Source organism: Lentzea albidocapillata, from assembly GCF_000719115.1.
In the GTDB taxonomy this organism is placed as follows: Bacteria; Actinomycetota; Actinomycetes; order Mycobacteriales; family Pseudonocardiaceae; genus Lentzea; species Lentzea albidocapillata.
The window spans coordinates 506,208-526,596 of sequence record NZ_JOEA01000014.1; the positions used below are offsets into that span (position 1 = coordinate 506,208).

21 protein-coding genes are annotated in these 20,389 nt (G+C 67.9%); 4 read left to right on the plus strand and 17 right to left on the minus strand.

The window, feature by feature from the left end:
• Positions 1-26 precede the first annotated feature (26 nt).
• The 12 genes from gntD to IG04_RS0124045 form a co-directional block, all read right to left on the minus strand.
• Positions 27-1,058 (minus strand): guanitoxin biosynthesis L-enduracididine beta-hydroxylase GntD, encoded by a 1,032-nt coding sequence (gntD, locus tag IG04_RS0123990; RefSeq protein ID WP_030478955.1) that lies wholly within the window; start codon positions 1,056-1,058, stop codon positions 27-29.
• Entirely contained in the window at positions 1,051-2,304 is a 1,254-nt protein-coding gene (gene vioD / locus IG04_RS0123995; protein ID WP_157512981.1) for a capreomycidine synthase, read from the minus strand. The genes gntD and vioD overlap by 8 nt, the downstream gene beginning before the upstream one ends.
• Entirely contained in the window at positions 2,219-3,082 is an 864-nt protein-coding gene (locus IG04_RS0124000; protein ID WP_159460445.1) for an ATP-grasp domain-containing protein, read from the minus strand. The genes vioD and IG04_RS0124000 overlap by 86 nt, the downstream gene beginning before the upstream one ends.
• Positions 3,083-3,248: 166 nt before the next feature.
• Positions 3,249-4,511 (minus strand): DegT/DnrJ/EryC1/StrS family aminotransferase, encoded by a 1,263-nt coding sequence (locus IG04_RS44190; protein WP_051770538.1) that lies wholly within the window; start codon positions 4,509-4,511, stop codon positions 3,249-3,251.
• A gap of 10 nt (positions 4,512-4,521) precedes the next feature.
• On the minus strand, positions 4,522-5,136 hold the full coding sequence (locus IG04_RS44195; protein ID WP_084401082.1) for a class I SAM-dependent methyltransferase: 615 nt from the start codon (positions 5,134-5,136) through the stop codon (positions 4,522-4,524).
• Between the two features lie 51 nt (positions 5,137-5,187).
• The gene (locus tag IG04_RS0124015) at positions 5,188-6,027 is read right to left on the minus strand and encodes a ParB/RepB/Spo0J family partition protein (protein ID WP_245816066.1); all 840 of its coding nucleotides are present in this window, start codon (positions 6,025-6,027) and stop codon (positions 5,188-5,190) included.
• A gap of 245 nt (positions 6,028-6,272) precedes the next feature.
• Positions 6,273-8,216 (minus strand): AfsR/SARP family transcriptional regulator, encoded by a 1,944-nt coding sequence (locus IG04_RS0124020; protein WP_084401080.1) that lies wholly within the window; start codon positions 8,214-8,216, stop codon positions 6,273-6,275.
• Between the two features lie 522 nt (positions 8,217-8,738).
• The gene (locus tag IG04_RS42820) at positions 8,739-9,209 is read right to left on the minus strand and encodes a CAP domain-containing protein (RefSeq protein ID WP_063758305.1); all 471 of its coding nucleotides are present in this window, start codon (positions 9,207-9,209) and stop codon (positions 8,739-8,741) included.
• Between the two features lie 62 nt (positions 9,210-9,271).
• Positions 9,272-9,649, minus strand: a complete 378-nt coding sequence (locus tag IG04_RS0124030) for a cysteine/serine endopeptidase inhibitor (RefSeq protein ID WP_030478963.1) — start codon at positions 9,647-9,649, stop codon at positions 9,272-9,274.
• Between the two features lie 28 nt (positions 9,650-9,677).
• Positions 9,678-10,418, minus strand: coding sequence for a thaumatin family protein (locus tag IG04_RS0124035; RefSeq protein WP_030478964.1), 741 nt, complete (start codon positions 10,416-10,418; stop codon positions 9,678-9,680).
• A 30-nt stretch (positions 10,419-10,448) separates the two neighbouring features.
• Positions 10,449-11,648 carry a helix-turn-helix domain-containing protein gene (locus tag IG04_RS0124040; protein WP_030478965.1) on the minus strand — a complete coding sequence of 400 codons (1,200 nt, stop codon included), beginning with the start codon at positions 11,646-11,648 and terminating at the stop codon, positions 10,449-10,451.
• Positions 11,645-12,724, minus strand: coding sequence for a helix-turn-helix domain-containing protein (locus IG04_RS0124045; RefSeq protein ID WP_030478966.1), 1,080 nt, complete (start codon positions 12,722-12,724; stop codon positions 11,645-11,647). Before IG04_RS0124045 ends, IG04_RS0124040 begins: the two co-directional genes overlap by 4 nt.
• A gap of 437 nt (positions 12,725-13,161) precedes the next feature.
• Between IG04_RS0124045 and IG04_RS48220 the strand changes: the two genes are divergently transcribed.
• Entirely contained in the window at positions 13,162-14,151 is a 990-nt protein-coding gene (locus IG04_RS48220) for a glycoside hydrolase family protein (protein ID WP_030478967.1), read from the plus strand.
• Here the strand turns inward: IG04_RS48220 and IG04_RS0124060 are convergent.
• Positions 14,148-15,050: a LysR family transcriptional regulator gene (locus IG04_RS0124060; RefSeq protein WP_036015541.1), complete on the minus strand. Its 903-nt coding sequence runs from the start codon at positions 15,048-15,050 to the stop codon at positions 14,148-14,150. The two genes, IG04_RS48220 and IG04_RS0124060, sit on opposite strands and share 4 nt — an antisense overlap.
• 71 nt (positions 15,051-15,121) lie before the next feature.
• On the opposite strand from IG04_RS0124060, the gene IG04_RS0124065 reads away from it, so the two are divergent.
• The gene (locus tag IG04_RS0124065) at positions 15,122-15,790 is read left to right on the plus strand and encodes a nitroreductase family protein (RefSeq protein ID WP_030478969.1); all 669 of its coding nucleotides are present in this window, start codon (positions 15,122-15,124) and stop codon (positions 15,788-15,790) included.
• Between the two features lie 29 nt (positions 15,791-15,819).
• Positions 15,820-16,683, plus strand: coding sequence for an AraC family transcriptional regulator (locus tag IG04_RS0124070; RefSeq protein ID WP_030478970.1), 864 nt, complete (start codon positions 15,820-15,822; stop codon positions 16,681-16,683).
• Here the strand turns inward: IG04_RS0124070 and IG04_RS0124075 are convergent.
• Both IG04_RS0124075 and IG04_RS0124080 read right to left on the minus strand, forming a co-directional pair.
• Complete coding sequence (locus IG04_RS0124075) at positions 16,661-17,827, minus strand: hypothetical protein (protein WP_030478971.1); 1,167 nt, start codon at positions 17,825-17,827, stop codon at positions 16,661-16,663. The genes IG04_RS0124070 and IG04_RS0124075 overlap by 23 nt on opposite strands.
• Positions 17,828-17,842: 15 nt before the next feature.
• Positions 17,843-18,658 carry an SDR family NAD(P)-dependent oxidoreductase gene (locus tag IG04_RS0124080; protein ID WP_030478972.1) on the minus strand — a complete coding sequence of 272 codons (816 nt, stop codon included), beginning with the start codon at positions 18,656-18,658 and terminating at the stop codon, positions 17,843-17,845.
• Between the two features lie 227 nt (positions 18,659-18,885).
• Between IG04_RS0124080 and IG04_RS0124085 the strand changes: the two genes are divergently transcribed.
• A complete protein-coding gene (locus IG04_RS0124085; RefSeq protein ID WP_036015716.1) occupies positions 18,886-19,308 on the plus strand; it encodes a nitroreductase family deazaflavin-dependent oxidoreductase in 423 nt (140 codons plus the stop codon).
• On the opposite strand, the gene IG04_RS0124090 is transcribed toward IG04_RS0124085, so the two are convergent.
• Together IG04_RS0124090 and IG04_RS0124095 are read right to left on the minus strand one after the other, a co-directional pair.
• Positions 19,264-19,827, minus strand: a complete 564-nt coding sequence (locus IG04_RS0124090) for a hypothetical protein (protein ID WP_051770542.1) — start codon at positions 19,825-19,827, stop codon at positions 19,264-19,266. The two genes, IG04_RS0124085 and IG04_RS0124090, sit on opposite strands and share 45 nt — an antisense overlap.
• The gene (locus IG04_RS0124095) at positions 19,824-20,387 is read right to left on the minus strand and encodes a TetR/AcrR family transcriptional regulator (RefSeq protein WP_030478974.1); all 564 of its coding nucleotides are present in this window, start codon (positions 20,385-20,387) and stop codon (positions 19,824-19,826) included. The genes IG04_RS0124090 and IG04_RS0124095 overlap by 4 nt, the downstream gene beginning before the upstream one ends.
• Positions 20,388-20,389: the final 2 nt, after the last annotated feature.

Consider the following 20,389-nt stretch of genomic DNA (forward strand, 5'->3'; position numbering starts at 1 on the left):
GCACCGGCGACCGCGGCTCAGTGGAGTCAGGTGATGATGCGCGACTCGCTGCGCACCCGGCGCGATCGCGACTTGCGCAGATCCCTGACCACGTTGCTGCGCTTGAGCCAGCGGCGGGTCGCCTCCGAGTGGGCCTTGAACGGACGGCGCCCGTGTACCGCCGTGAAGTTGTCGAGGAACAGCGTCTCGCCCGGCTGGAGCGTGTAGCCCTGGATCACCCGGTCGATCTCGGCGCAGATGGTGTCCAGGGCCTTGTGCGAGTCGGCGCACAACGAGTCCGTCTCCATGAAGTACGGATCGATCCGGAGGTAGGGGCGCTGGTCATCGCCGAACAGCACCGCGATGCTCTCGGGCTTCTCGTCCAGCCTCGTGATCCACTCGTAGCTGCGCTCCAGCAACACCTTCTCCTCGTCGCTCAGCGACCGGCCGCCGCCGAAGTGCGCCGGCAGGTGCGACCGGTCAGGGCGGATCGGAAAGCTCTCCTCGCGCAGCACGTCCGCGACCTCGAGTGCGAGCCGCAGATCGGCGACCGGAGCGAACGTGGTGTCGGCCTGTTCGTTGTTGCGTAGACACATCAGGCCGATGTAGTCCGCCCGCATCGGGTGGAACGCGTCCTCGGTGTGCCACGCCAGCAGCTGCTCGCTGCCGCTGCCCATCTGTTCGTCCTCATGGCCCTTGATGGGAAGGACGTCGTGCAGCACCCTGCCGTCCTGCTGGGTCGCCCAGCCGATCGGGTCGCCGAGCAGTGATGAGCACAGGAAGAGGTAGATCTCCTCTTCCAACGTACGGTCGTTGCCCGTGTACTTGTTCCAGTGTGCGGGCGTCGGGCCGATCTTGTCCTCGTCGATCGGATAGCCGGCCAGCACCAGCAGGCAGTCGTCCTCGAGGAGCTTGAAGGCGTGGAACTCCTCACGCACGCGCCGCGGCAGGTCGTGAGCAGCGACGGGGGCGTCCCGGAGGAATTCAGGACTTTCGCTCGACCCGTACTCCCGCGCGAGCTCTCCGGCCAGCAAGACGGCTGATTGCGCCTCCTCGGCGCTCATGGTGATCCTACGCATTGCGACCTCCCACTGAGTTCGACCCCAGAAGCGACAGTTCCTCGCCGAGGATCTGGATTCCTTCACGAAACTCGGACTGCTTTCCACCGAACCCGAGCCGCACCCGGTCGCTGTGACCGAACGCCGTTCCGGGAACGAGCATGGTGCGACGTTTACTGCTCAACATCCGACAGAATTCGGTGGTGTCCTCGAGCCCTTCCAACCGAGCGAAAACAGTCACCCCGCCGACCGGTGGCGCATAGGAGAGCACAGTGCTGTCCGCTGTGTACTTCGCCAGGAAAGTCAGATTGTCCCTGGCCTGTTCCAGTCGCCTCGACACGATCCGGTCCGCGTGCCGGATGACTTTCTCGCCGATGGTCTCGACGAGCGGAGAGAGGTGCAGGGTCATCGCGTCGCGCAGTGTCACGAAGCCGGCGAGTGTCTCCGGGCTCGCGATGCACCACCCCAGACGCATGCCCGGCAGGCCGAAGGCCTTCGACAGCGTGCCGATCGAGATCGCCCTGCGATACAGCGTGGTCGGATCCGGAAGTGGCGAGGTGTCGTAGGTCAGCTCGGCGAGCGCGGTGTCCCACACCAGGTGGGCGCCGACGGACTCGGCCGTCTCGATCAGCCTTCGCTGCCCGGCGACGGACAGGCTCGCTCCGGTCGGGTTGTGCGGGAAGTTGACGACGATCGCCTTGGTTCGCGGCGTGACCAGCGCCGCCAGCTCATCGAGGTCCGGCTCGAAGCCTGTCTCGGGACGAAGCCGCCATGGCGTGACCTCGCACCCCACCGTCCTGGCGATCGTCTCGTACCCGTGGTAGATCGGGTCGAGCGCCACGACGTGGTCACCCGGTTCGAGAATCGAGTTCATCGCGAGGAAGATCGCCTCGCTCGCTCCGTGGGTGGCGATCACCCACTCGGGATCACCGTCGCGCCACCTCTCCGCGATCGTGCGGCGCAGGTCGTCGTGGCCGAACGTCGGGCTGTCCCGCATGACGAGCCGGTCGAGTTCCTCGTTCCGCAGGCCGATGATCTCCCGCAGCTCACCGAACCCGAAGTCCTGCACGCCACTGCTACCGATGTCAACGAGCGCGTCGAAGTAGTGCTGACGCATCCATTCTTCCAACACGACTTCAGGGAAACGCAAAATAGACCTTCCCTTGCAGTAGCTTGCCGAATCAGGCCACCTGGAACGCGGCCGCGTGCAGATCAGTCTGCTTGCCGCCGAACCGAACAAGTTTTTCCCGGAGCTGCGCAGGATCATCACTGGCGACAGTCAGTCGCGACGTGGCGAAGACCTGGTCCTCCGGCGCCGAGAAATGCTCGCCCCCATAAGGCACCTCGGCCGCCCAGCGGACCGGAAAAACGCGATCGGGCAATGCGCCGAGCCGACGCGAGGAGAACAACATCACATTCGTCGCCATGGCGACGATTCTCATCGTACCGGAAATCCTCGGATTCAGTTCGAGAACGGTGACCGCACCTTTGTCGGTGACCAGATACTCGATCTCCAGGTAACCGCAGGTGTCGGCCGCATCCGCGATCGCGGTGGACAGGTGGTGCATCTCCGTCGCCACCGGCTCCGGGAGTCGGTGGTACGGGCACAGCCGCAACCGCCTCCAGGGCGGAACCAGGTCGAGAGACGTGCGTCCCTTCCACACCGGCGGAAACGTGATCACCCGGTCGCCGTCGCGGTGCACGATCACCGAGTACTCGGTACCCGGCTCGTACTCCTCGTGCAGCACGTCCGGCGCCGACGGGCGCTCGCCTGGAAGCGCCAGCCGGGTGTTCTCGCTCTGCGTGCCATGGCGTGCTTTGACCACCTGATGTCCCGTATCCGCACCGAGACCCCACCGCGCCGCGGAACTCCAGCGCGGCGTGGCGAAGCCGTGCCGGTCGAGGAATCTCTTCATCAGCACTTTGTCGGCACCGATCGCGACCGACGCGTGCGACTGGCTGGCGACGTCGAACCCGAGCACCCGGAGCTCGTCAGCCAGTCGCCGGTCTCGGACCAGGGTGTGATGGCTCGACTGGATGACCACCTGACCCTCGTCCGGCCCGGTGAGATCTCTCGCGATTTCGACCGCGTCCAGCTGTGCTGCCTCTCCGATGTACCCGACCCTGTCGTGCTCGCGCAGGTCGGAGAAGTGAGAGAACCAGCTCTTCAGGCTGACCGGCGAGACAAGATGGTGGGTAGCACGTCGCCTGTCAGCGGACTGCTGCGACGGAGCCTGCGGACTTGCGTCGAAGACCCGATAGCGCTCGTTCGATTGCGTGGACATAAGGCTGGACCAGCACCCCCTCGTCGTCGTTGAAGTAGGTGGCCGGCAGACTCACCCAGCTGTCGTGCAGGGAAGAACTTCGCGGGAAGTCCTTTTCCCCGTAGGAGAAGTACGCGTTCCGCACGGCTGCCGGATACTTCAGGAGGCCGGCGGCGACCGGGTCTCCGCGGAACACCGACCTCACGTGCAACGGCCCGGTGCGCGGGACTCGTGCCTTCACCCCCTCTGCGCACAGCGCGTCCACGAGGTCCGCCCGGGTGAAGCCGGCGATGTCCGGGTCCACCGCGACCACCGCGTCGTACCAGCCGCCCATCGTGCGACCACGGGTCAAGGCCTGCGTCGTAACGCCCGGATGCGCGACGAGGGCTTCCATCAACCTGCTGATGTTGCGCCGCTTCGCTTCCACGAGCTGCGGAAGACGACGCAGATGACTCGTCGCCAGCACCGCGGCCATCGGCGTGATGCGGAGATTGCCACCGAGGCCGACGTCCGCCAGCCCGCGCAGGCCAGGGTCGGTCACGGTGATCTGGCTGCGTTGCTGGAAACTGGTGAGCAGGCAGGCGATCTCGTGGTGCCGGCGTTCGCGCGCCAGCAGGATCCCGCCCATCCCTCCTGACACCAGTTTCAGCCCGCCGATGCTGAAAGCGGCGAGATCGCCGAACACACCGACGGGACGTCCGCGGTACGTGGAACCGTGCGCGTGGGAACAGTCTTCGACCACCGGCAGCGAGACCTCACGCGCGAATCGCATGATCTCGTCCATCGGACAGGGACAACCGAACAGATGCGTGACCACGATCGCCTTCGTCCTCGGCGTGAGCCGGGACCGCAACGTCGCGGCGGTGACGTTGCCGCTGCTCTCTCCCGAGTCGCACAGCACCGGCACCGCACCGAGAAGGAACAGCGGTGAAGCCGTCGCGAGGAACGTGCTGGCCGGCACGAGCACCTCGTCGCCCGGCTCGATGCCCAGGGAGTGGTAAGCCGCGAACAACGCCGAGGTGCCCGAGTTGACGGCGAGGGCGTGCCGGTTCTCGTGCAACGCGGAGAACTGGTCTTCCAGTGTGCGGATCTCTTGGCCGTGCCGGTAGTCGAACGTGCGGCCGGACCTCACCAGGTCCGCCACCTGCAGCGTGACGGACTCGTCGTAGACCGGCCATTCCGCCGGATGCGGTATCTCGGTCGTCGTCATGAGCAGCAGGTCAACTCACGCGCCGGACGAGGAACTTCGTGACCGAGTGGTTGTGCGGCTGCGGCACGTCGGCGTGGGAGGACGTGATGTCCTCGTCGATCACCCGGACAGCCGACCATCCCTCGGCGTAGAGGTTCAGGTAGTCCTCGTGCGCCAGGATGATTCGGGGCGGATTCACGTGATTTCCCAGTTCCTGCTTGCGGTCGTTGAACGCACAAACCACGTGCAGGCCAGACGCGCTGGTGGCCTGCTGCAGGGATTGGACGAGCTCCGCGACCTGCGTCCGCCCTGGCATCCAATGCAGCACGCTGTCGCACACGACGACGTCGTAGGCCCCGGCGCGTGGCGGCTCAGCCACAAGGTCTGCCAACTGCCAGGTGATGCCAGGCTCGTCCGGCCACATCGCCCGTGCGTTCTCGAGCGCGAGGGCGGACACGTCGACCGCCGTCACCTCGGCACCCTGCCGCGCCAGCCAGGCGGCATTGCGGCCTTCACCGCAGCCCGCGTCCAGAACCCGGGCACCGGCGAGGTCACAGTTCTCGAGCAAGTCGTCCAGTAGAGGTTCGTGGTCCGTGCCCCACAAGCATGTGCTCATGGCGTACCCGGTGTCACATCCACCGTCCATTGTGGCCCCTCGTAGATAGTAGGATCGCGTACCGACCAGCGGTGGCGAGCTTCAGGAAGCAGTGCGTCCGTCGACCGTCTGGGCGAACCGCAGCCAGACCTTGGCATAGCTGCGCGCCAGTCCGACCACTGTGGACAGACAGTGGGGCGGGAGCCCAGCCGCGATGCGGTCCAGCTCGGTGTCCGCGAGCTGGAAGTTCAGCAGGCGGAGCAAGATGCGGCTCGACTCGTTGAACCGGACCGCCGGATCGAGGCGCAACCGGTGCAGGTCCACCAGCGGGTCCGCGCTTTCCACCAGGTCTCCCGTGGAGCGCGAACCGGGTTCCGGCACGACCGGCAGCTCGCCCGACCGCATGCTGTCCCGCACCTTCTTGGCGGTCGCAGGCGACAGCCCGGCCGCTCTGGCGACCTCACGCAGTGACGCGCCCGGATTCTCGGTCAGGAACTCGGCGGCGAGCTTGCGCGCCCCTTCACCGTTCACCGGGTAGGTCCGGCCGTCGAACCCCACGCGAGTGTTCAGGTGCGCAACTTCCGCACCTGAACACAGGCGGAGCGAGGCGACCGTCCGGCCCGAGAGACCGGTGACGGTCGCGATCCTGCGGTCGGACCAGTGCGGATGTGACCGGATGATGCGCAGAGCGGCGTTGCGGCGGTCCGCCAGCGACAGCGGCAGGCCGTTCTTGGCGTTCATCTGCACGGCGAGGACGAACGCGTCTCGTTCGTCGCCGTCGAAGTACGACACCTCGATGTGGGTCTGCCCGCGCAGCAACGCCGCACGACAGCGGTGGGTCCCGTCGATGATCCGCCTCGTGGACCGGTGGACCAGGATCGGCGGCAGCACGGTGCCCGACTCCGCCAACGTCTTGGCGTACTCCCGGTTCTCTCCTGTCAACCGAGGAGAGTCTGCGGAGAGCAGTGAGCTGATGGTGGCCTGGACAGTGGCGGGCTCGTCATCCTGCGATGCGAGGAGGGCCGGCGCCACCGGCAGGCTGTGACTCAGGACCACCGCGCCGACACTCCCTGCGCAGCACATTTCGTGATGTGCATGTCCATCCCCCAATGGCATTTCATGCGGTTCTCGATGAACTCCCTCCGCCAGACTGGGCGAAGTGCGTTGCGCCAGCGTTGTTTCGCAGGTCAACCAGCCTGTGGCCGAACCACCTCAGCCGAGGACAGCGCCCTGCGCAACGAAGGGCTCGACAACAGTTCGATCGCCGGTGCGGGCAAGGCGACGTGCGCGCGTTCCGGAAGGAGCGTGCTGCGGTCGCTGTGCCCGCAGTGGTCGGCAACTCGGCGAAGCGCGGCCACACGTTCGTCCTCCGGCAGCTGCCGGCTTCGCTCCACCGCGTACAGCCTGACCAGATCGGGCATGCGATAGCGTCCGGGGCGGTGCTGGATGAGCAGGTGCGCCTGTTCCAGCCGGCGCAGCACCACTCGCGCCTCTGCGACCGGAAGAGCGATGAGCGACGCCGCCGGCGCGAGCCCGATGTCGAGCTCTCGGCGGAGACCGAGCAGCCCGAAGGCCTTGACGGTGTCCGCATCGAGAGCACGCAGCGACGAGTAGAAGACCGTGCGCAGACTCGTGGTGACCCCGCCCAGTTCGAGGGCGTCCAACCGGTCGCTCGGCTCGGAGAGCTCGTCGGTCAGCCTGGCCAGGGGCAGCGCGGCGTTGCCGAGCGCACGAGCGGCCGCGAGCGCGAGCGCGAGCGGCGACCCCGCACACGCTGCGATCAAGCCCGCCATCGCGTCGGGCTCGGATGTGGTCTGCTCGCGCCCGAGGTACGCGGTCAACAGCTCCGAGGCGTCCTGGTCGTCCAGCACATCCATCGCAACCAGGCCCGCGCCGTGTGCTGCCACGAGACTGCCGAGCTGAAGCCTGCTGGTGATCAGCACTCCACACGACCGGCCGCCCGGCAGCAACGAGGTGATCTCGTCGCCGCAGCGCACGTTGTCCAACACCACCAACAGCCGCTTGTCTGCGACAAGACTGCGGTACAGACCGATCTGCTCGTCCAGCCCGTCAGGCAGATCGGCCTGAACGACGCCGAGCCCGTCGAGCAGGCTCCGCACCACGGAGGCTGTCGGCATCGGATCATCAGCCGGGTCGAAGCCGCGCAGGTTCACGAAGAGCTGCCCGTCGGGGAACCGGCCGAGGTTCTCGTGCGCCCATTGCAGCACCAGCGTCGTCTTGCCGATGCCGCCGGCGCCGGTGACCACGCAGATCATCCCCGTGGACTCGTCAGCCAGCGTCGTGATCGCGGAGAGCTCACGCGTGCGGCCCGTGAACAGGCGTGGCGCCGCGGGAAGCTGCTTGGGAACGGGACGCCGGGAGCCCGCCGCCGCAACAGGAACATCATCGTCGGCCGCGAGGATCTTCCGGTGCAGGTCCTGCAGCGCCGGATTGGGATCGACGCCCAACTCGTCCGCCAGCCGCAGCCGCAACCGGTCGTAGTGGGACAGCGCTTCCGCCTGGCGGCCACAACGGTACAGAGCGAGCAGGTACTGGCCGGCCAGGCGTTCGTCCAGCGGACGGCGGGCCATCTCGGTCGTCAGCGCCGCGATGATCGAGGCGTGCCTGCCAAGCCTGAGTTCGATGTCGCACAGCTCGAGCAGAGCCGACTGCCTCTCGGCCTCGAGTTGGTCGCGAACCTCGTCGAGCCACGGGCTGCTGACCCCGGCGAACGGTTCACCGCGCCACAGCTCGCGCGCGCTGGACAGCAACTCCGCCGCCAGCTCGTCATCCTCACTGGCGAGCGCTTCAGCTGTGCGGTCACGGAACTTTTGAACGTCGACGCTGCAGCCGTCGGTCTGCAACACATACCCGGACGCGGTGTGCACGATCTCAGCCGAGCTCCCGAGCGAGCGGCGCAAACGAGAGACGTAGGCGCGCAACGCCCCCTCCGCGCTTCGCGGCACCCGGTCACCCCAGACCCGGTAGGCCAGCTGATCCACCGACACCGCGCGCGGGCTGTCGAGCAGCAACACGATCAGAACACATGTCTGCCGGGCAGGCCCCAGTTCGATCACGGCGCCGTCCGCGGCCGCCCGTACGTCTCCTAGTAGTTCGAACTCCACTCCCATGAACGCCCCCAGCGTGTCGTCCCCTTGATCACGGAACGTCCACGTAGCGCGTCCGCCGCGACAAGGGCCCCCAGTCCGGCAAGGCCGGCTCGACTTCGCCCGGTGCTCCCGTTCGCACCAGAACGAACGACTTGCAACCTAGTCGGCGGTACGTTGTCCAAGCCGAAAACCGATCATCGGACGACAACAGTTGCACAACCTGGGGGAGAGCCCGGCGCCGCGAGCCGGACGACCGCTGGAGTGCGACGGGCCGGTGATCACCGAGGTCGCGGCCGAACTTCGCTGGGTGGGCGAGAAGCGGGTTGTCCTCCTTACCGGGAGCCGGCGCGGGGCGCGCACGTCTCCGCGTCGTCACTCGGGGAAGCGGCGGGGCAGGAAACCTGCCCACTCCCGATGTGAAGCTCGCCTACGTGCAGGCTTGCGGCGCGGACGCACCTCGCCCACTGCCAGCGGTGACCGGACCGTGCAACTGTGTGACCTGCGGACTTCGAGGACGCTGACACTCACCGGTCACACCAGTGCTCAGCGCGTTCCGAAGTTCTGCGTCCAGTAGTGGCCGTACTTGGTGTTCTGCCGGTACTGGTGGCCGACACCGATGTCACGCAGGGCGCAGTTCAGGATGTTGGCGCGGTGCCCGGAGCTGTTCATCCACCCGCGCACGACGTCGGCGGCCGTCTGCGACCCGGCTGCGACGTTCTCGGCGGCCCTGGTCCAGCGGGTGTAGCCCGCCCGTTCGATCCGGGTGACCATGTTGCTGCCGTCCGAGCCCGTGTGGCTCATGAAGTTGTGCGTGGCCATGTCCACCGAGTGGCGCTGTGCCGCGGTGTTCAGGGACGCGTTCGACCTCAGAGCGGGGCATCCCACCTTGGCGCGTTCGGCGTTCGTGCGGGCGATGACGTCCTCCTGCACGGTGGCCGCCGTGGCGTGGGGTGTGAGGGTGGCCGCCAGTGCCAGGGTCGCGGCGGCGAGCAGGGAAGTGCGCAACACGAACATGGTTGATCTCCTGTGGAGAAGGGAGGAGCCGGGTCCCGGCTCCTCCCTTGGCTTGGACGAGGTCAGACGATCTGCCAGGTCACCGAGATGATGCCGAGCGACGTGTCGGCCAGCCGGGAGAACGCGGGCTGGCTGAGGTCGATCTTGTTGCTCGCGCAGCTGGGGCACTTGTCCTTGATGGGCACGGTGATGGTGCGGCCGTTGTGCGTGACCCGGATGGACTTGCGGCACAGCGGGTCGTTGTTCGGGTTGGGCGTGGTCCACAGCGCGGCGGGTGCCGCGACCAGCAGCTCGGTCGCCGCGTTGATCCTGGTGCCGCAGGCGCCGTAACCGGCGTCGTTGTAGTAGCTGGCGGTGCCGTTGACGGCGGAGGCGGTGCCGGAGAAGACCAACGACAGGACCGCGGCCGACGCGACGGCGCCGAGCACCTTGAACTTCATGGTTTTCCTTTCAGGGATGGAAAACGTTTCAGGCCACGGAGTTGAACGTGACCCTGAAACCGCTGCAGTTCGCACACTGGTAAACGGTCTGGTTGCCGGGCTCGGTGTCCTGCTTGGACCACGCGTAGGCCTTGGGGCAACGGGACTTGATGGTGTTGCTGTAGTCGGTCGGCGCGTCGCGGTTGGGGTTGACGCAGTTGATGCGCTGACCGTTGGCGCCGTACTTGACGTACGCGGGGTTGCAGTAGGGCAACAGGTTCTCTGGGCAACCGGCGGTGCCGCACGAGGTGGAACCCGGTGGTACGGACGCGTTCACCGGGGTGATGGTCACCGGCACGGAGAAAGCGTTGACGTAGCTGACGTTGTACCAGGGTGCGAGCCGGTCGCGGGTGTCGAAGTTGAACTCGGCGAGGCTGGCCGGCTGTTCGCCGGTGACGCACCGGGCGGCCTGGACACCGCAATCTCCGACCGCGCAACGGAAGTTCGAACCGGAGGTCCCGGTGCACCCCTGCCGGGCGAAGAACGTGCCGCGCCAGTGGCCCGGCGAGGCGGTCTCGGGGATCGTGATGGTCGCGGACTGGCCGTGGCGCAGCGTGGGCAGGTTCGTCAGTGCCCGGGAGCCGTCCGCGTTGACGGTGCTGCCGACCCAGATCGTCTGACCGGTGTTGTTGACCAGGGTGACCGTGTGGTTGATCGCCGCGTTCGCGGTCGGCACGCCGCCGACGGCGAAGGTGAGCGCGAACAAGGCCGCTAGTAATCGTGTGAGCATCTGCGGGCTCCCTCCGTCAGGGCTCCACGATCACCCGCAGGGACCTCCCAGGGCACCACGGTCGGTCCGCAAAGTTCCCTCGTGGAGCCAGGCCCACCTGGTGGCCCGCAACTCCCGGCGGCCCGACAGCCCGAGCTTGCGGTAGACCCTGGTCAGGTGCAGCTCGACGGTCCGCGTCGCCATCGCGAGCCGTGCCGCGATCTCCCTGTTGTTCAGGCCCGCGCACACGAACCGGGCGACCTCGGCTTCGACGGGGGTCAGCACCGGTGCCGCGACACCGCACAGGGCTTCGTCGGCCCGCCGCAGCAGAACGGTGTCGCCGACGTCGAGGGCCGTGGCACGGGCACGCGTGTAGATCTCGTGCGCTGCAGCCTGTTTGCCGTGCGCGGTGAGGCGATCGCCGTAGTCGCACAGCACTTCCGCGAGTTCCATCCGGGCTTGTGCCATGTCCAGCAAGCGAATCGCACGTTCGTAGACCACCAGGTCCTCGCCGTCGGGCGGACTCGCCGCCGCGATCGCCGACAGGCTCCAGCCGAGCGCTCTGGGCTCGCCCCAGCGAGCCGCGGCTGTGTGCTCCTCCAACGCCAGGCGCAGGGCTGCCCCGATGTCACCGCACGCCAGCGCGGCGCGCGCGGCCAGCGAACGCCACGGCAGCACAGCGGGGTTGCCGACACCGGCCTCCCTGCCGCACGCGAGACAGCCGTCCAGGGCGTCTCGCGGGCGGCCCAGCGCCATCGCCACCGCCGCCTCGGCCGCGAGGAACAGCGGACCATCGGCATCGTGGGCGAGCAGCAGGACTTCGGCCTCCCGGGGTTCCCCACGGGCTATGAGCAGTTCCACCGTCGACAGCAGCACGACCGGGCGGATCTCGGCTGCGATGTCGTTGTGCCGCAGCAGGCCGAGCAGCGACGAGCACCTCGCGAGGTCACCGGTGCGGCGCGCGACGCACGCCTGGGCGAGCACCACGTGCTCCGCCAACGCCTGGTCGCCGGGTCTCTCTTCGAGCAGGGCGAGGCTGTGGGCGTCAGCGGCGACGAGCTCACCCGCGCAGACCAGCGTGCCCAGCGCACGCGACACACACAGCGCGTTCGCCCGGCAGTCAGGGGACTCCAGCGCCTGCTCGGCCGCCTGAACGGCGTCGGTCCAGTTCTCCCCCGCCGCGAGCAGACCGGCCGCGACGGCCGCCGGGCACTCGTGGCCCGACCCGCGGACCGGCGGCGGCGCGTTCACGCCGTCGGGACGAACGCCCGGCGCAGCCCGGGCCTGCCCGCCACCCCCATCTTGCGGTAGACGCGCGTGAGGTGGAACTCGATGGTGCGCAGCGTCAGGCCCAGCTCGGCGGCGATCTCGCGGTTCGACCTCCCCGCCCTGGCCAGCAGGGCGATCCTGCGTTCCTGACCGCTCAACGCGGACTCTCCGTCGTTGCGCAACAGCCGCGATGTCAGCACGTCCGCCGCCTGAGTCCATTGTGGACAAGATCGCAGGTGCCGCGCGTGCCTGCGGGCGCGCTCGACCTCTCCGCGCGCCAGCAGGAGCTGCGCCAGGTCGTGCCGCGCGCGAAGAGCCTCGGAACTGTTCCCCAGAAACGTGATCGCTTCTTCGAGCAGGACGTCGTCACCGCCGCGCGCCAACGCCGAGGCGTGCAGCGCGAGTCCGATGCCTCTCGGCCCGCCCCAGCGTCTCGCCGCGACCAGGTCCTTGTCGGCACAGATCCGTGCGAGCACGAGGTCTCCCCGATCCGCCGCGGCCAGTGCGGCCCAGGACCGCCACGGCAGCACTGCGGGGTTCAAGCCGGCGAGGAACCGTCCGCATTCGAGGAACTCGTCCAGTGCCGCAGCGCTTTGTTCTTCCGCCAGCAGGAGGCGGCCGCGGGCGAAGTGCAGTTCGGCGCTGTCCGGCGCGCGTTCCGCCTCCAGCACGGCGCGTGCTCTGCCGAGTTCCCCGGCGTCGATGAGCGCGAGCACCAGCCATGCGGCCGCGACGACGCGCAGCCGTGGACGAACATCCCGGCCGAGCAACCGGACCGCCGCACGAGGATCGCCACGCAGCAGCATGATCCGGCCGCCGAGCAGGTCGTGCACGTCGCGGCTGACGCCGGTGGCAGAGATCCAGTGCTGCTGGGCCAGCTCGAGCTCGTCGGCGTAAGTCAGGACCAGCACCGCCTGCCAGAACGTGCCGTCGTCCAACGGCTCCGCCGTCAGCGCCTGGCGTGCGATGGCGACTGCCTCCGCCCGGCCGGTGAGGGCACCCGGCACCAATTCGAATCGCGTACGCCCGAGCTCGTCGAGCGGGCCGTTGTTCGTCATTCGACGGCGTCCTTCCCTGCCCGGATTACGCCAGCTCGCAGTCGTCCAATTGATACGCGGCCCGGCTTTCAACCACCATTGTTCCCGCCTGGAACATTGACTTGATCAATAGCCCTGAGCAGCAGAAACACGGCATTCCTGACTCCTCCGCGCACTGTCTCGATTGGACGTCCACCTGGTCTGGACCATACCGCCGATCACATCTCGACTGAACCGGAATTTCTCTTTTCTTCTTCACTTGGCAAAACGGATTCACAGGAGTATTCAGGGCAGCCGCCACCTCTTCGACTACCACGGCCGGACACGTCAGGGGAATTGCCGGCCGAACCAGACGATCAGGCGGTCCCAGCTGATAATTCGTATTACAGCCTTGTTTCACCGCATCTTCACCCCCTACCCTCCGGAACTTCCGAGTCCTCGTCCAAGGGAGCGTTCCCATGACACCGAACCGCCGACAGCTGCTGCTCGGGACCGCGGGCGCGGCCTTGCTGGCAACGAGCGCGGGGGCAGCGCCCCAGGCCGCCGCCGCACCCGCGGGGTTCCCGGACTACCGGTACCGCAGGCTCGCCCTGATCAAGAGCAAGCTCCGCTACAACCCCACCGGCGAACTGATCTTCCCCACGATCCGCGGCACGAAGAACCGGATCCCCGGCGCGCTCGCCGCGTACTACCTCTACTACGCACCGCACGACGCCCCCGGCGGCATCTGCCTGGCGTACGCGAACTCGCTGGACGAGGAGTTCACCGAGTACGCCGGCAACCCGATCATCACGCGGAGCTGGCCCGGCGAGTACACCGTGTCGCACGTGTCGTCGCCGCACGCGATGTGGAACGACGACGCCAAGCGCATGTACCTGTACTTCCATGGCGAGAACACCGTGACCCGGCTCGCCAGCTCCGCCGACGGCATCCACTTCTCCTACGAGAAGGAGGTCCTGTCCACGCGTCTGTTGCCTTCAGGCACCACGGAAACCTCCTACGCCAGGGTGTTCCGGCACGACCTGCCGTCGCGCAACGCCCGGTACGTGATGGTGTTCATGCTGAACAACACGACGAACCGGCGGGACATCGGCTGGGGCTGGTCGGCGAACGCCCGTGACTGGAGCTTCGCGCAGACCCCGCTCGTCCGGCACCAGGACGTGGGCGCGGTCAACGTCGGTGGCCCGCATCTGTTGTTCCGCAACAACAGCGTCTACGTCGTGTACAACACCGACCGCGGCAGCGGCGGCAACATCCTGATCACCGAGGTGGGCCTGGACTTCAGCAAGCGCAACCACCTCGGTGTCTTCCACGACTCGTTGTCCGGAGCGCCGGACAACGGCAGGTCGGCCGCGCCCTCCTTCGGCACGTACCAGGGCCGGGAGTACATGATCTACGAGGCCGGCGACCGGCTGGCGGGCAACATCGCCATCGCGCGAGCGGTCTAGGCGAACAGTGTCGCGCAGTGGCCGGCGAACGCTTGCGCGCGACGGGTGAGCGGTCCGCCGGCCGCCCAGCCGAGCACCACGGGCGTGGTGGGCACGTCGTCACGCAACGCCACCGCGATGACCTCCAGCCCTTCGTAGGACGTGGAAAGCGCGGGCTGCTGGACGGTGATCGAGTAGCCGATGCCGCGTGCCACCAGGGATCGCGCGAGTTCGAAGCTGCGCGCCCGATGCGTCACGACCATCTCGGCCCCGGCCGCCGTGAACACCGAACGGAAGTAGCGCTCACTCGGCGGGACGTCCAGCAGCACGAACGGATCGTCCGCCAGTTCGCGCAAAGCCACGGAACGCCGGCGGCGCAGTCGATGTCCGGCGGGCAGCAGCACCTTGGGCGGCTGGTCGTACAACGTCCGGGTGGCGATGCCGGGCACCAGGTCCTGGTCGTAGAGGAACGCGATCTCGCACCGCCCGGTGATCAGGTCCTCGCCGATCTCCGGCAGGCTGCCCTCCACGAACCGCACGGACACGTCCGGGTGTGCGCGCTCGAACGTCGCGATCGCCGCGGGCAGGTGGAACGGCGCGATCGGCGCGTAGCAGCCGACCGTCAGCACACCGCTGACCTGCCGGCTCAGACCGCGCGCCTCGGCACCGAGGTCGCTCATCGCCCCGACCACGCGGCGGGCGTCCGCGAGCACCCGCACGCCCGCCGCCGTCAGCGCCGCTCCCCTGCGCGGCGAACGCACGACCAGTCTCAGGTCCAGCACCCGTTCCAGTTCGCTCAGCGCCAGCGAGATCGCGCCCTGCGACACGTGACACCGCGCGGCGGCCGCGGTCAGCGAACCCGTCTCGGCCACCGCGACCAGGTATTCGAGCTGCCGCAGCGTCACGTTGGGCAGATTCATGAGCTGAGCTTATAACTGACCCGAGAAACGTGAACTGGCCAAAAGAGTGGGGCACGGGCATCGTCCGGACGGTGACCCGACCGCACACCCACCCGTTCATCCCGTTCACCCCGCCCCGGCTGCCGATCGAGGAAGGACTCGACCGCGGCAGGGCTTTCTACCGATTGCTCGACGCGCGCCGGTCCGTGCGCTGGTTCTCCCCCGATCCCGTGCCCGCCGAGGCGATCGAACTCGCGGTCCTGGCCGCGAACACCGCACCGAGCGGTGCTCACCAGCAGCCGTGGCGGTTCGTCGCCACCGGCAACCCGGATCTCAAGCGCCGCATCCGGGCGGCGGCCGAGGAAGAGGAACGCCGCTTCTACCACGAGCGCGAGCTACCGGAATGGCATGCGGCGCTGGCACATCTGGAGACCGACGCGAACAAGGAGTTCCTGGAGATCGCGCCGTGGCTGGTGGTCGCGTTCGCCCAGAAGCAGCAGGACGGCAAGAAGACCTACTACACCAACGAAAGCGTCGGCATCGCGTGCGGGTTCTTCATCGCGGCACTGCACTCGATGGGCCTGGCGACGCTGACCCACACGCCGAACCCGATGACGTTCCTGACCGACCTCCTCGGGCGTGAAGGCGAGCGGCCGTACATCCTCTTCCCGATCGGCTACCCGGCCGACGACTGCGAGGTGCCGGACCTGCGCCGCAAACCGCTCGACGAGGCGCTCACGTTCGCCGACGGGCTTGCCTGATCGTCCCACCGCCGTGGACCATCGGGGACGTGGACGAGCTACGCGCGCTGATCGCGAAACATGCCCGGCCGGACATGACCACGATCATCGACGACGTCCTGGTGTCGAGGACGACGGCAGGCGGCCCGCCCGCGCCGTCGATGTCCGGCACGATCCTCGCGTTCGTCGCCCAAGGCCGCAAACGCATCGCGTTGGGCGAGCGCGTCTACGACTACCGGGCCGGCCAGTACCTGGTGGCCTCGATCGACATGCCGATCACGGGCAACTACGTCGGCATCAGCCCGTCCGAACCGGCGCTCGGCCTGGGCCTGGTCCTCAAGCCGGATCTGGTCGCCGAACTGCTGCTGACAGGCGACCTGCCGAAGGCCGCGGGCACCCCGGAGGGCCTGGCCGTCAGCGATGCCTCCCCCGATCTGATCGACGCCGTGACCAGGCTCGCCCGCCTCCTCGACCAGCCGAGGGACGCGCGGGCGCTCGCCCCGCTGATCAAGCGGGAGATCCTCTGGCGGGTCATGACCGGCGAACAGGGCGCGGTCGTCCGTCAGCTGGGCGCGCAGGACAGCAGCCTGAGCCACATCGCCAGGGCGGTCCGGTGGATCCGGGAGAACTACGCCGAGTCGTTCAAGGTCGAGGACGTCGCGCGGATCGCGGGCATGAGCGAGTCGGCGTTCTACCGCAACTTCCAGGCCGTCACGGCGATGAGCCCGATCCAGTTCCAGAAGCAGATCCGGTTGCAGGAGGCCAGGTTGCTGCTCGCGACGAACTCCGACGTGACGAGCGTCAGCCACCGGGTCGGCTACGACAGCCCGTCGCAGTTCAGCCGCGAGTACCGGCGCCAGTTCGGCGCACCGCCCAGCAGGGACGCGAAGCTCACGCTCCAGCCCGCTCTCTGACGTCCAGGTACACCGCGCGGACCTCCAGCGTCCGCTCGACCTTCTCGATCACGGGCGCGAAGAACTGGCGCCGGTGCTCGGCGTCGCTCATCGAGGTCACCGAGAAGTACATGCTGCCGAACGCGGCGAACAACGTGGCGTTGCGCAACATCGCCGACGGCACACCCGGCCACGACATCTTCGGCCGCTGCCCGATCCACAGCTCGGCGATCGCGGGCGTCACCACGATCAGGCCCAGCACCACGAAGAACGCGAACAGCGCGAGCCCGATCACCGCCGCCTGCACCAGCTGCCGGATCGCGAGCATCACCAGCAGGTTGCGCGACTGACGACCGTTCAACCGCTTGGGCGGCAAGGGTTCGGCGATGTCCACTGCGGACAGTGGCGTGCCCTTGCAGGCGAGCTTCAGCACCTCGGGCCGCAGGTCCTGCTCGACGCGGCCGATCTCGTCACGCAGCCGGGCGGCGGCCGCGAGCACGGTGATCGAGGCGAACAGCAGCACGACCAGGCTGACCCTGGGCCACAGCAGCTGGTTCATCGCCTGCCACAGCTCGCCGGTGAAGAACAGGAACAGCGTCACGAACAGCATCGGCGGCAACGCCCGGCCGATCAGGTGGACGCTGTTGCCCAGGTCGGCGATCACGTGCCGGATGGCGGCTTTGAGCAGTGCGCCCAGCCCGTAGGTGGTAGCCAGCATCGTCGCCACGAAGGCCACGCCGAAGAAGACGACGAACCACAACGCGGTGACCCACCATTCCGTCTCGGGGTCGTCGGCTCCAGGCGTGGTGACCTTGTCGTTGATGGCGAGTTGCAGCAACGGCACGATGACCGGCATCGCCGCGTACGCCACCAGCACCACCACGGTCGTGCGCGGGGAGAAGCTCGGCAGCCGTCGCACGAACAGCGACAGCAGGATCCACGCGGACACCATCACCGCGACGATCACGCCGAGCAGCACCCACTTCGACAGGCCGGTGGACTTGAGCAGCACCAGCCACGCGAGGCTGCCGACCGCCACGAACGTCAGCGCCGGCAACATCCTCGGCAGCACGTGCGACCGGAACCCGTAGCCCTCGATCATCGTCGGCGCGCCCTGCTGGACGAACCACTGCTCGGTCCGCCGCACGACCGTCTCCGAAGCCACGGCAAGGATCATGCCTCACCGTTCGAAAAGGCGCGCCATGACGGAGTAGTAGTGGGTCGGCGTGATGCGGGCGAGGATGTCGAACACGTAGGCGTCCGGCCCGACCAGCACACGGGACTTGCCGCGTTCCACACCGCGGTGGATGACCTCGGCGGCCTTGTCCGGGGTGGTCAGCGCGATCTTGTCGAAGTCCGCCGCGATCTGGTCGAGCGACCGGCCCTGCTCGTCGAGCTCGGTGTGGATGCGCCCGTTGCGGATGATGTTGGTCTTGATGCCGCCGGGGTGCACGGCGACCGCCGAGACGCCGGTGCCGCGCAGTTCCTGGCGCAGCGAGTCGGTGAAACCGCGGACGGCGAACTTCGCGGCGCAGTAGGCACTCTGGTTCGGCATCCCGCACAGGCCGAACACGCTGGAGGTGTTCACGATGACGCCGTAGTTCTGCTTGAGCAGCAACGGCAGGAACGCCCGCGTGCCGTGCACGACGCCCCAGTAGTTGATGTCGAACAGCCAGGAGTCGTCCTCCGCCACGGAGTTCAGCACGCTCGTGGACGTGGCGACGCCCGCGTTGTTGAACACCGCCGCGAGCGGCAGGTCCAGCCAGTCCTGCACCTCCTTGGCGAACCGCTGCACGTCGTCGGCGTCCCGCACGTCCAGGATCCGGCTGAGCACCGGGCCTTTCAGCGACGCGGCGGTCTCCTCCAGCCCGATCTCGTCGACGTCGGCGATGACCACCGGCGACCCGTGGTGGGAGAGCCGCCGCGCGAGGCTGCGGCCGATTCCCGAGGCCGCCCCGGTGATCACCGCTGGTCGCCCTGAGATCCTGCGGACCATGTCTGCTCCCTGTCGTTGGAAGCACCTCACGTTTCCAGTGATGGCTCCGCCACGCCAGAGTCGATCAGCTTCGCCCGAACGCCCGCCAGGTCGAGATGCGCGAACTGGGGAATTCAACCGCTTCCAGCCGAGTGTTCGACACAAAGGCCACTCCTGGACACTGTTCAGGAACGGTGCACAACAGAACCGCCGCCGTCCACGCGGCGAGGTCGACGGGAGCGCTCTGGATGTCCTGGCAGGAAAAAGCCGTGATCGGCACCGATCGCCTGCTCTACAAGCTGACCGGCGGCAAGTTCACCCTCGTGTCGATGTCGAAGCAGACAGGCCTGACGCTCATCACGGTCGGTGCCAAGTCCGGCGAGCGGCGCGAGAACCAGGTCCAGTACGTGGCCGACGGCGACTCGATGCTGGTGGTGGGTTCCAACTGGGGCAAGCCCCACCACCCCGCGTGGACCACGAACCTGCTGAAGAACCCGGACATCCAGGTGAACGTGCGCGGTGACGTCCGCGACGTGCGGGGCACGCTGCTCGAAGGGGCCGAGCGCGAGGCCGCCTGGACTCGCATGGTGGCGGCCTGGCCCGCGTTCCAGGACTACGTGGAGCGCTCAGGCGGCCGCGAACTGCGGGTCTTTCGCCTCACTGCGCGCTGAGTCCCACGCCAGCCACACGCAGCCCACGACCATGAGGACACCGTGGGCGATCCGTGCCGCCGGTGGCGTGAAGAACTGCGGCAGGAACAACGCGAACCCGGCGGCGAACACGATCGCCGCCGTGGTGCGGAGTTCCAGCGCGACCATGACCGCCGCGATCCCCATGGTGACGAGACCGATCGCGAAAGTCGTGACGGCGAACGGGTTGTAGCGCACGGACTCGGCGAGCTCGAGGACGTTCGGCTGCTGCGCGACGGCGTGCAGGCCGAAGTCCTCGGCGCCGTAGTACGGCAGCGTGAGGCCCGCGCCGACCCAGAACGTGATCGCGGCCGTGCGGTGGATCTGCAGCAACGCGATCGGCACGAGGATGAAGCCGATCATGGCGAACAGGTGCGACAGCACCCACGCGGTCGATCCCATCGAGGCCGCGGCGCCCGCCGCCGTCGTCTCGTCGTGCCACGGTCTCAACGCGGGATACAGCAGGAAGAGCAGGCCTGCGGCCGAAAGCGTCCACTTCACGATTGCCCCCTGAGGTCGTCGAGGTACATCCGGACGAGCTGGTCGTAGGTATCGTCGAGGCCTTCCGGCAGGCCGAACCCGCCGCTGGACTCGATCGACGCGAAGCCGTGCACGATCACCCGCAGCCGCCGCGTGGCGTGGATGGCGTCCGAGCCCTCCAGGCCGTAGCTCCGCAGCGTGGCGAGGACGAGTTCCATGAACTTCAGGCCGGCCGCCCGCTGCAGTTCGTCGTGCAGCGGGTCCATCGGGGCGGCCGTGTAGCGCTTCGGGTGCTCCTGGACGTACGCGCGGTACGCGTGCATGAGCGCGCTGACAGCGTCGTCGCCCGACCGGCCCACAACGGTTTCGGTGAGCCGGGCGGTCATGTCCTCCATGACCCTCAGACCGACCTGGCCCCGGAGGTCGCCGAGGCTCGCGACGTGCTTGTACAGCGAGGGCGTGGCGACACCGGTCCGTGCGGCGACGGCGGCGAGCGTCAGTGCCTCGACGCCCTGCTCGTCGACCAGCTCCAGTGCGGCGTCCACGACCTTGGCGGTGGTGAGACCTGCTCGAACAGCCATAG

Excerpts from the sequence above, each read along its gene's own strand:
- gntD (WP_030478955.1), bottom strand. The coding sequence starts at position 1,058 with ATGCGTAGGATCACCATGAGCGCCGAGGAGGCGCAATCAGCCGTCTTG.
- vioD (WP_157512981.1), bottom strand. The coding sequence starts at position 2,304 with ATGATCCTGCGCAGCTCCGGGAAAAACTTGTTCGGTTCGGCGGCAAGC.
- IG04_RS44190 (WP_051770538.1), bottom strand. The coding sequence starts at position 4,511 with ATGACGACGACCGAGATACCGCATCCGGCGGAATGGCCGGTCTACGAC.
- IG04_RS44195 (WP_084401082.1), bottom strand. The coding sequence starts at position 5,136 with ATGGACGGTGGATGTGACACCGGGTACGCCATGAGCACATGCTTGTGG.
- IG04_RS0124020 (WP_084401080.1), bottom strand. The coding sequence starts at position 8,216 with ATGGGAGTGGAGTTCGAACTACTAGGAGACGTACGGGCGGCCGCGGAC.
- IG04_RS42820 (WP_063758305.1), bottom strand. The coding sequence starts at position 9,209 with ATGTTCGTGTTGCGCACTTCCCTGCTCGCCGCCGCGACCCTGGCACTG.
- IG04_RS0124030 (WP_030478963.1), bottom strand. The coding sequence starts at position 9,649 with ATGAAGTTCAAGGTGCTCGGCGCCGTCGCGTCGGCCGCGGTCCTGTCG.
- IG04_RS0124035 (WP_030478964.1), bottom strand. The coding sequence starts at position 10,418 with ATGCTCACACGATTACTAGCGGCCTTGTTCGCGCTCACCTTCGCCGTC.
- IG04_RS0124045 (WP_030478966.1), bottom strand. The coding sequence starts at position 12,724 with ATGACGAACAACGGCCCGCTCGACGAGCTCGGGCGTACGCGATTCGAA.
- IG04_RS48220 (WP_030478967.1), top strand. The coding sequence starts at position 13,162 with ATGACACCGAACCGCCGACAGCTGCTGCTCGGGACCGCGGGCGCGGCC.
- IG04_RS0124060 (WP_036015541.1), bottom strand. The coding sequence starts at position 15,050 with ATGAATCTGCCCAACGTGACGCTGCGGCAGCTCGAATACCTGGTCGCG.
- IG04_RS0124080 (WP_030478972.1), bottom strand. The coding sequence starts at position 18,658 with ATGGTCCGCAGGATCTCAGGGCGACCAGCGGTGATCACCGGGGCGGCC.
- IG04_RS0124085 (WP_036015716.1), top strand. The coding sequence starts at position 18,886 with ATGTCCTGGCAGGAAAAAGCCGTGATCGGCACCGATCGCCTGCTCTAC.
- IG04_RS0124095 (WP_030478974.1), bottom strand. The coding sequence starts at position 20,387 with ATGGCTGTTCGAGCAGGTCTCACCACCGCCAAGGTCGTGGACGCCGCA.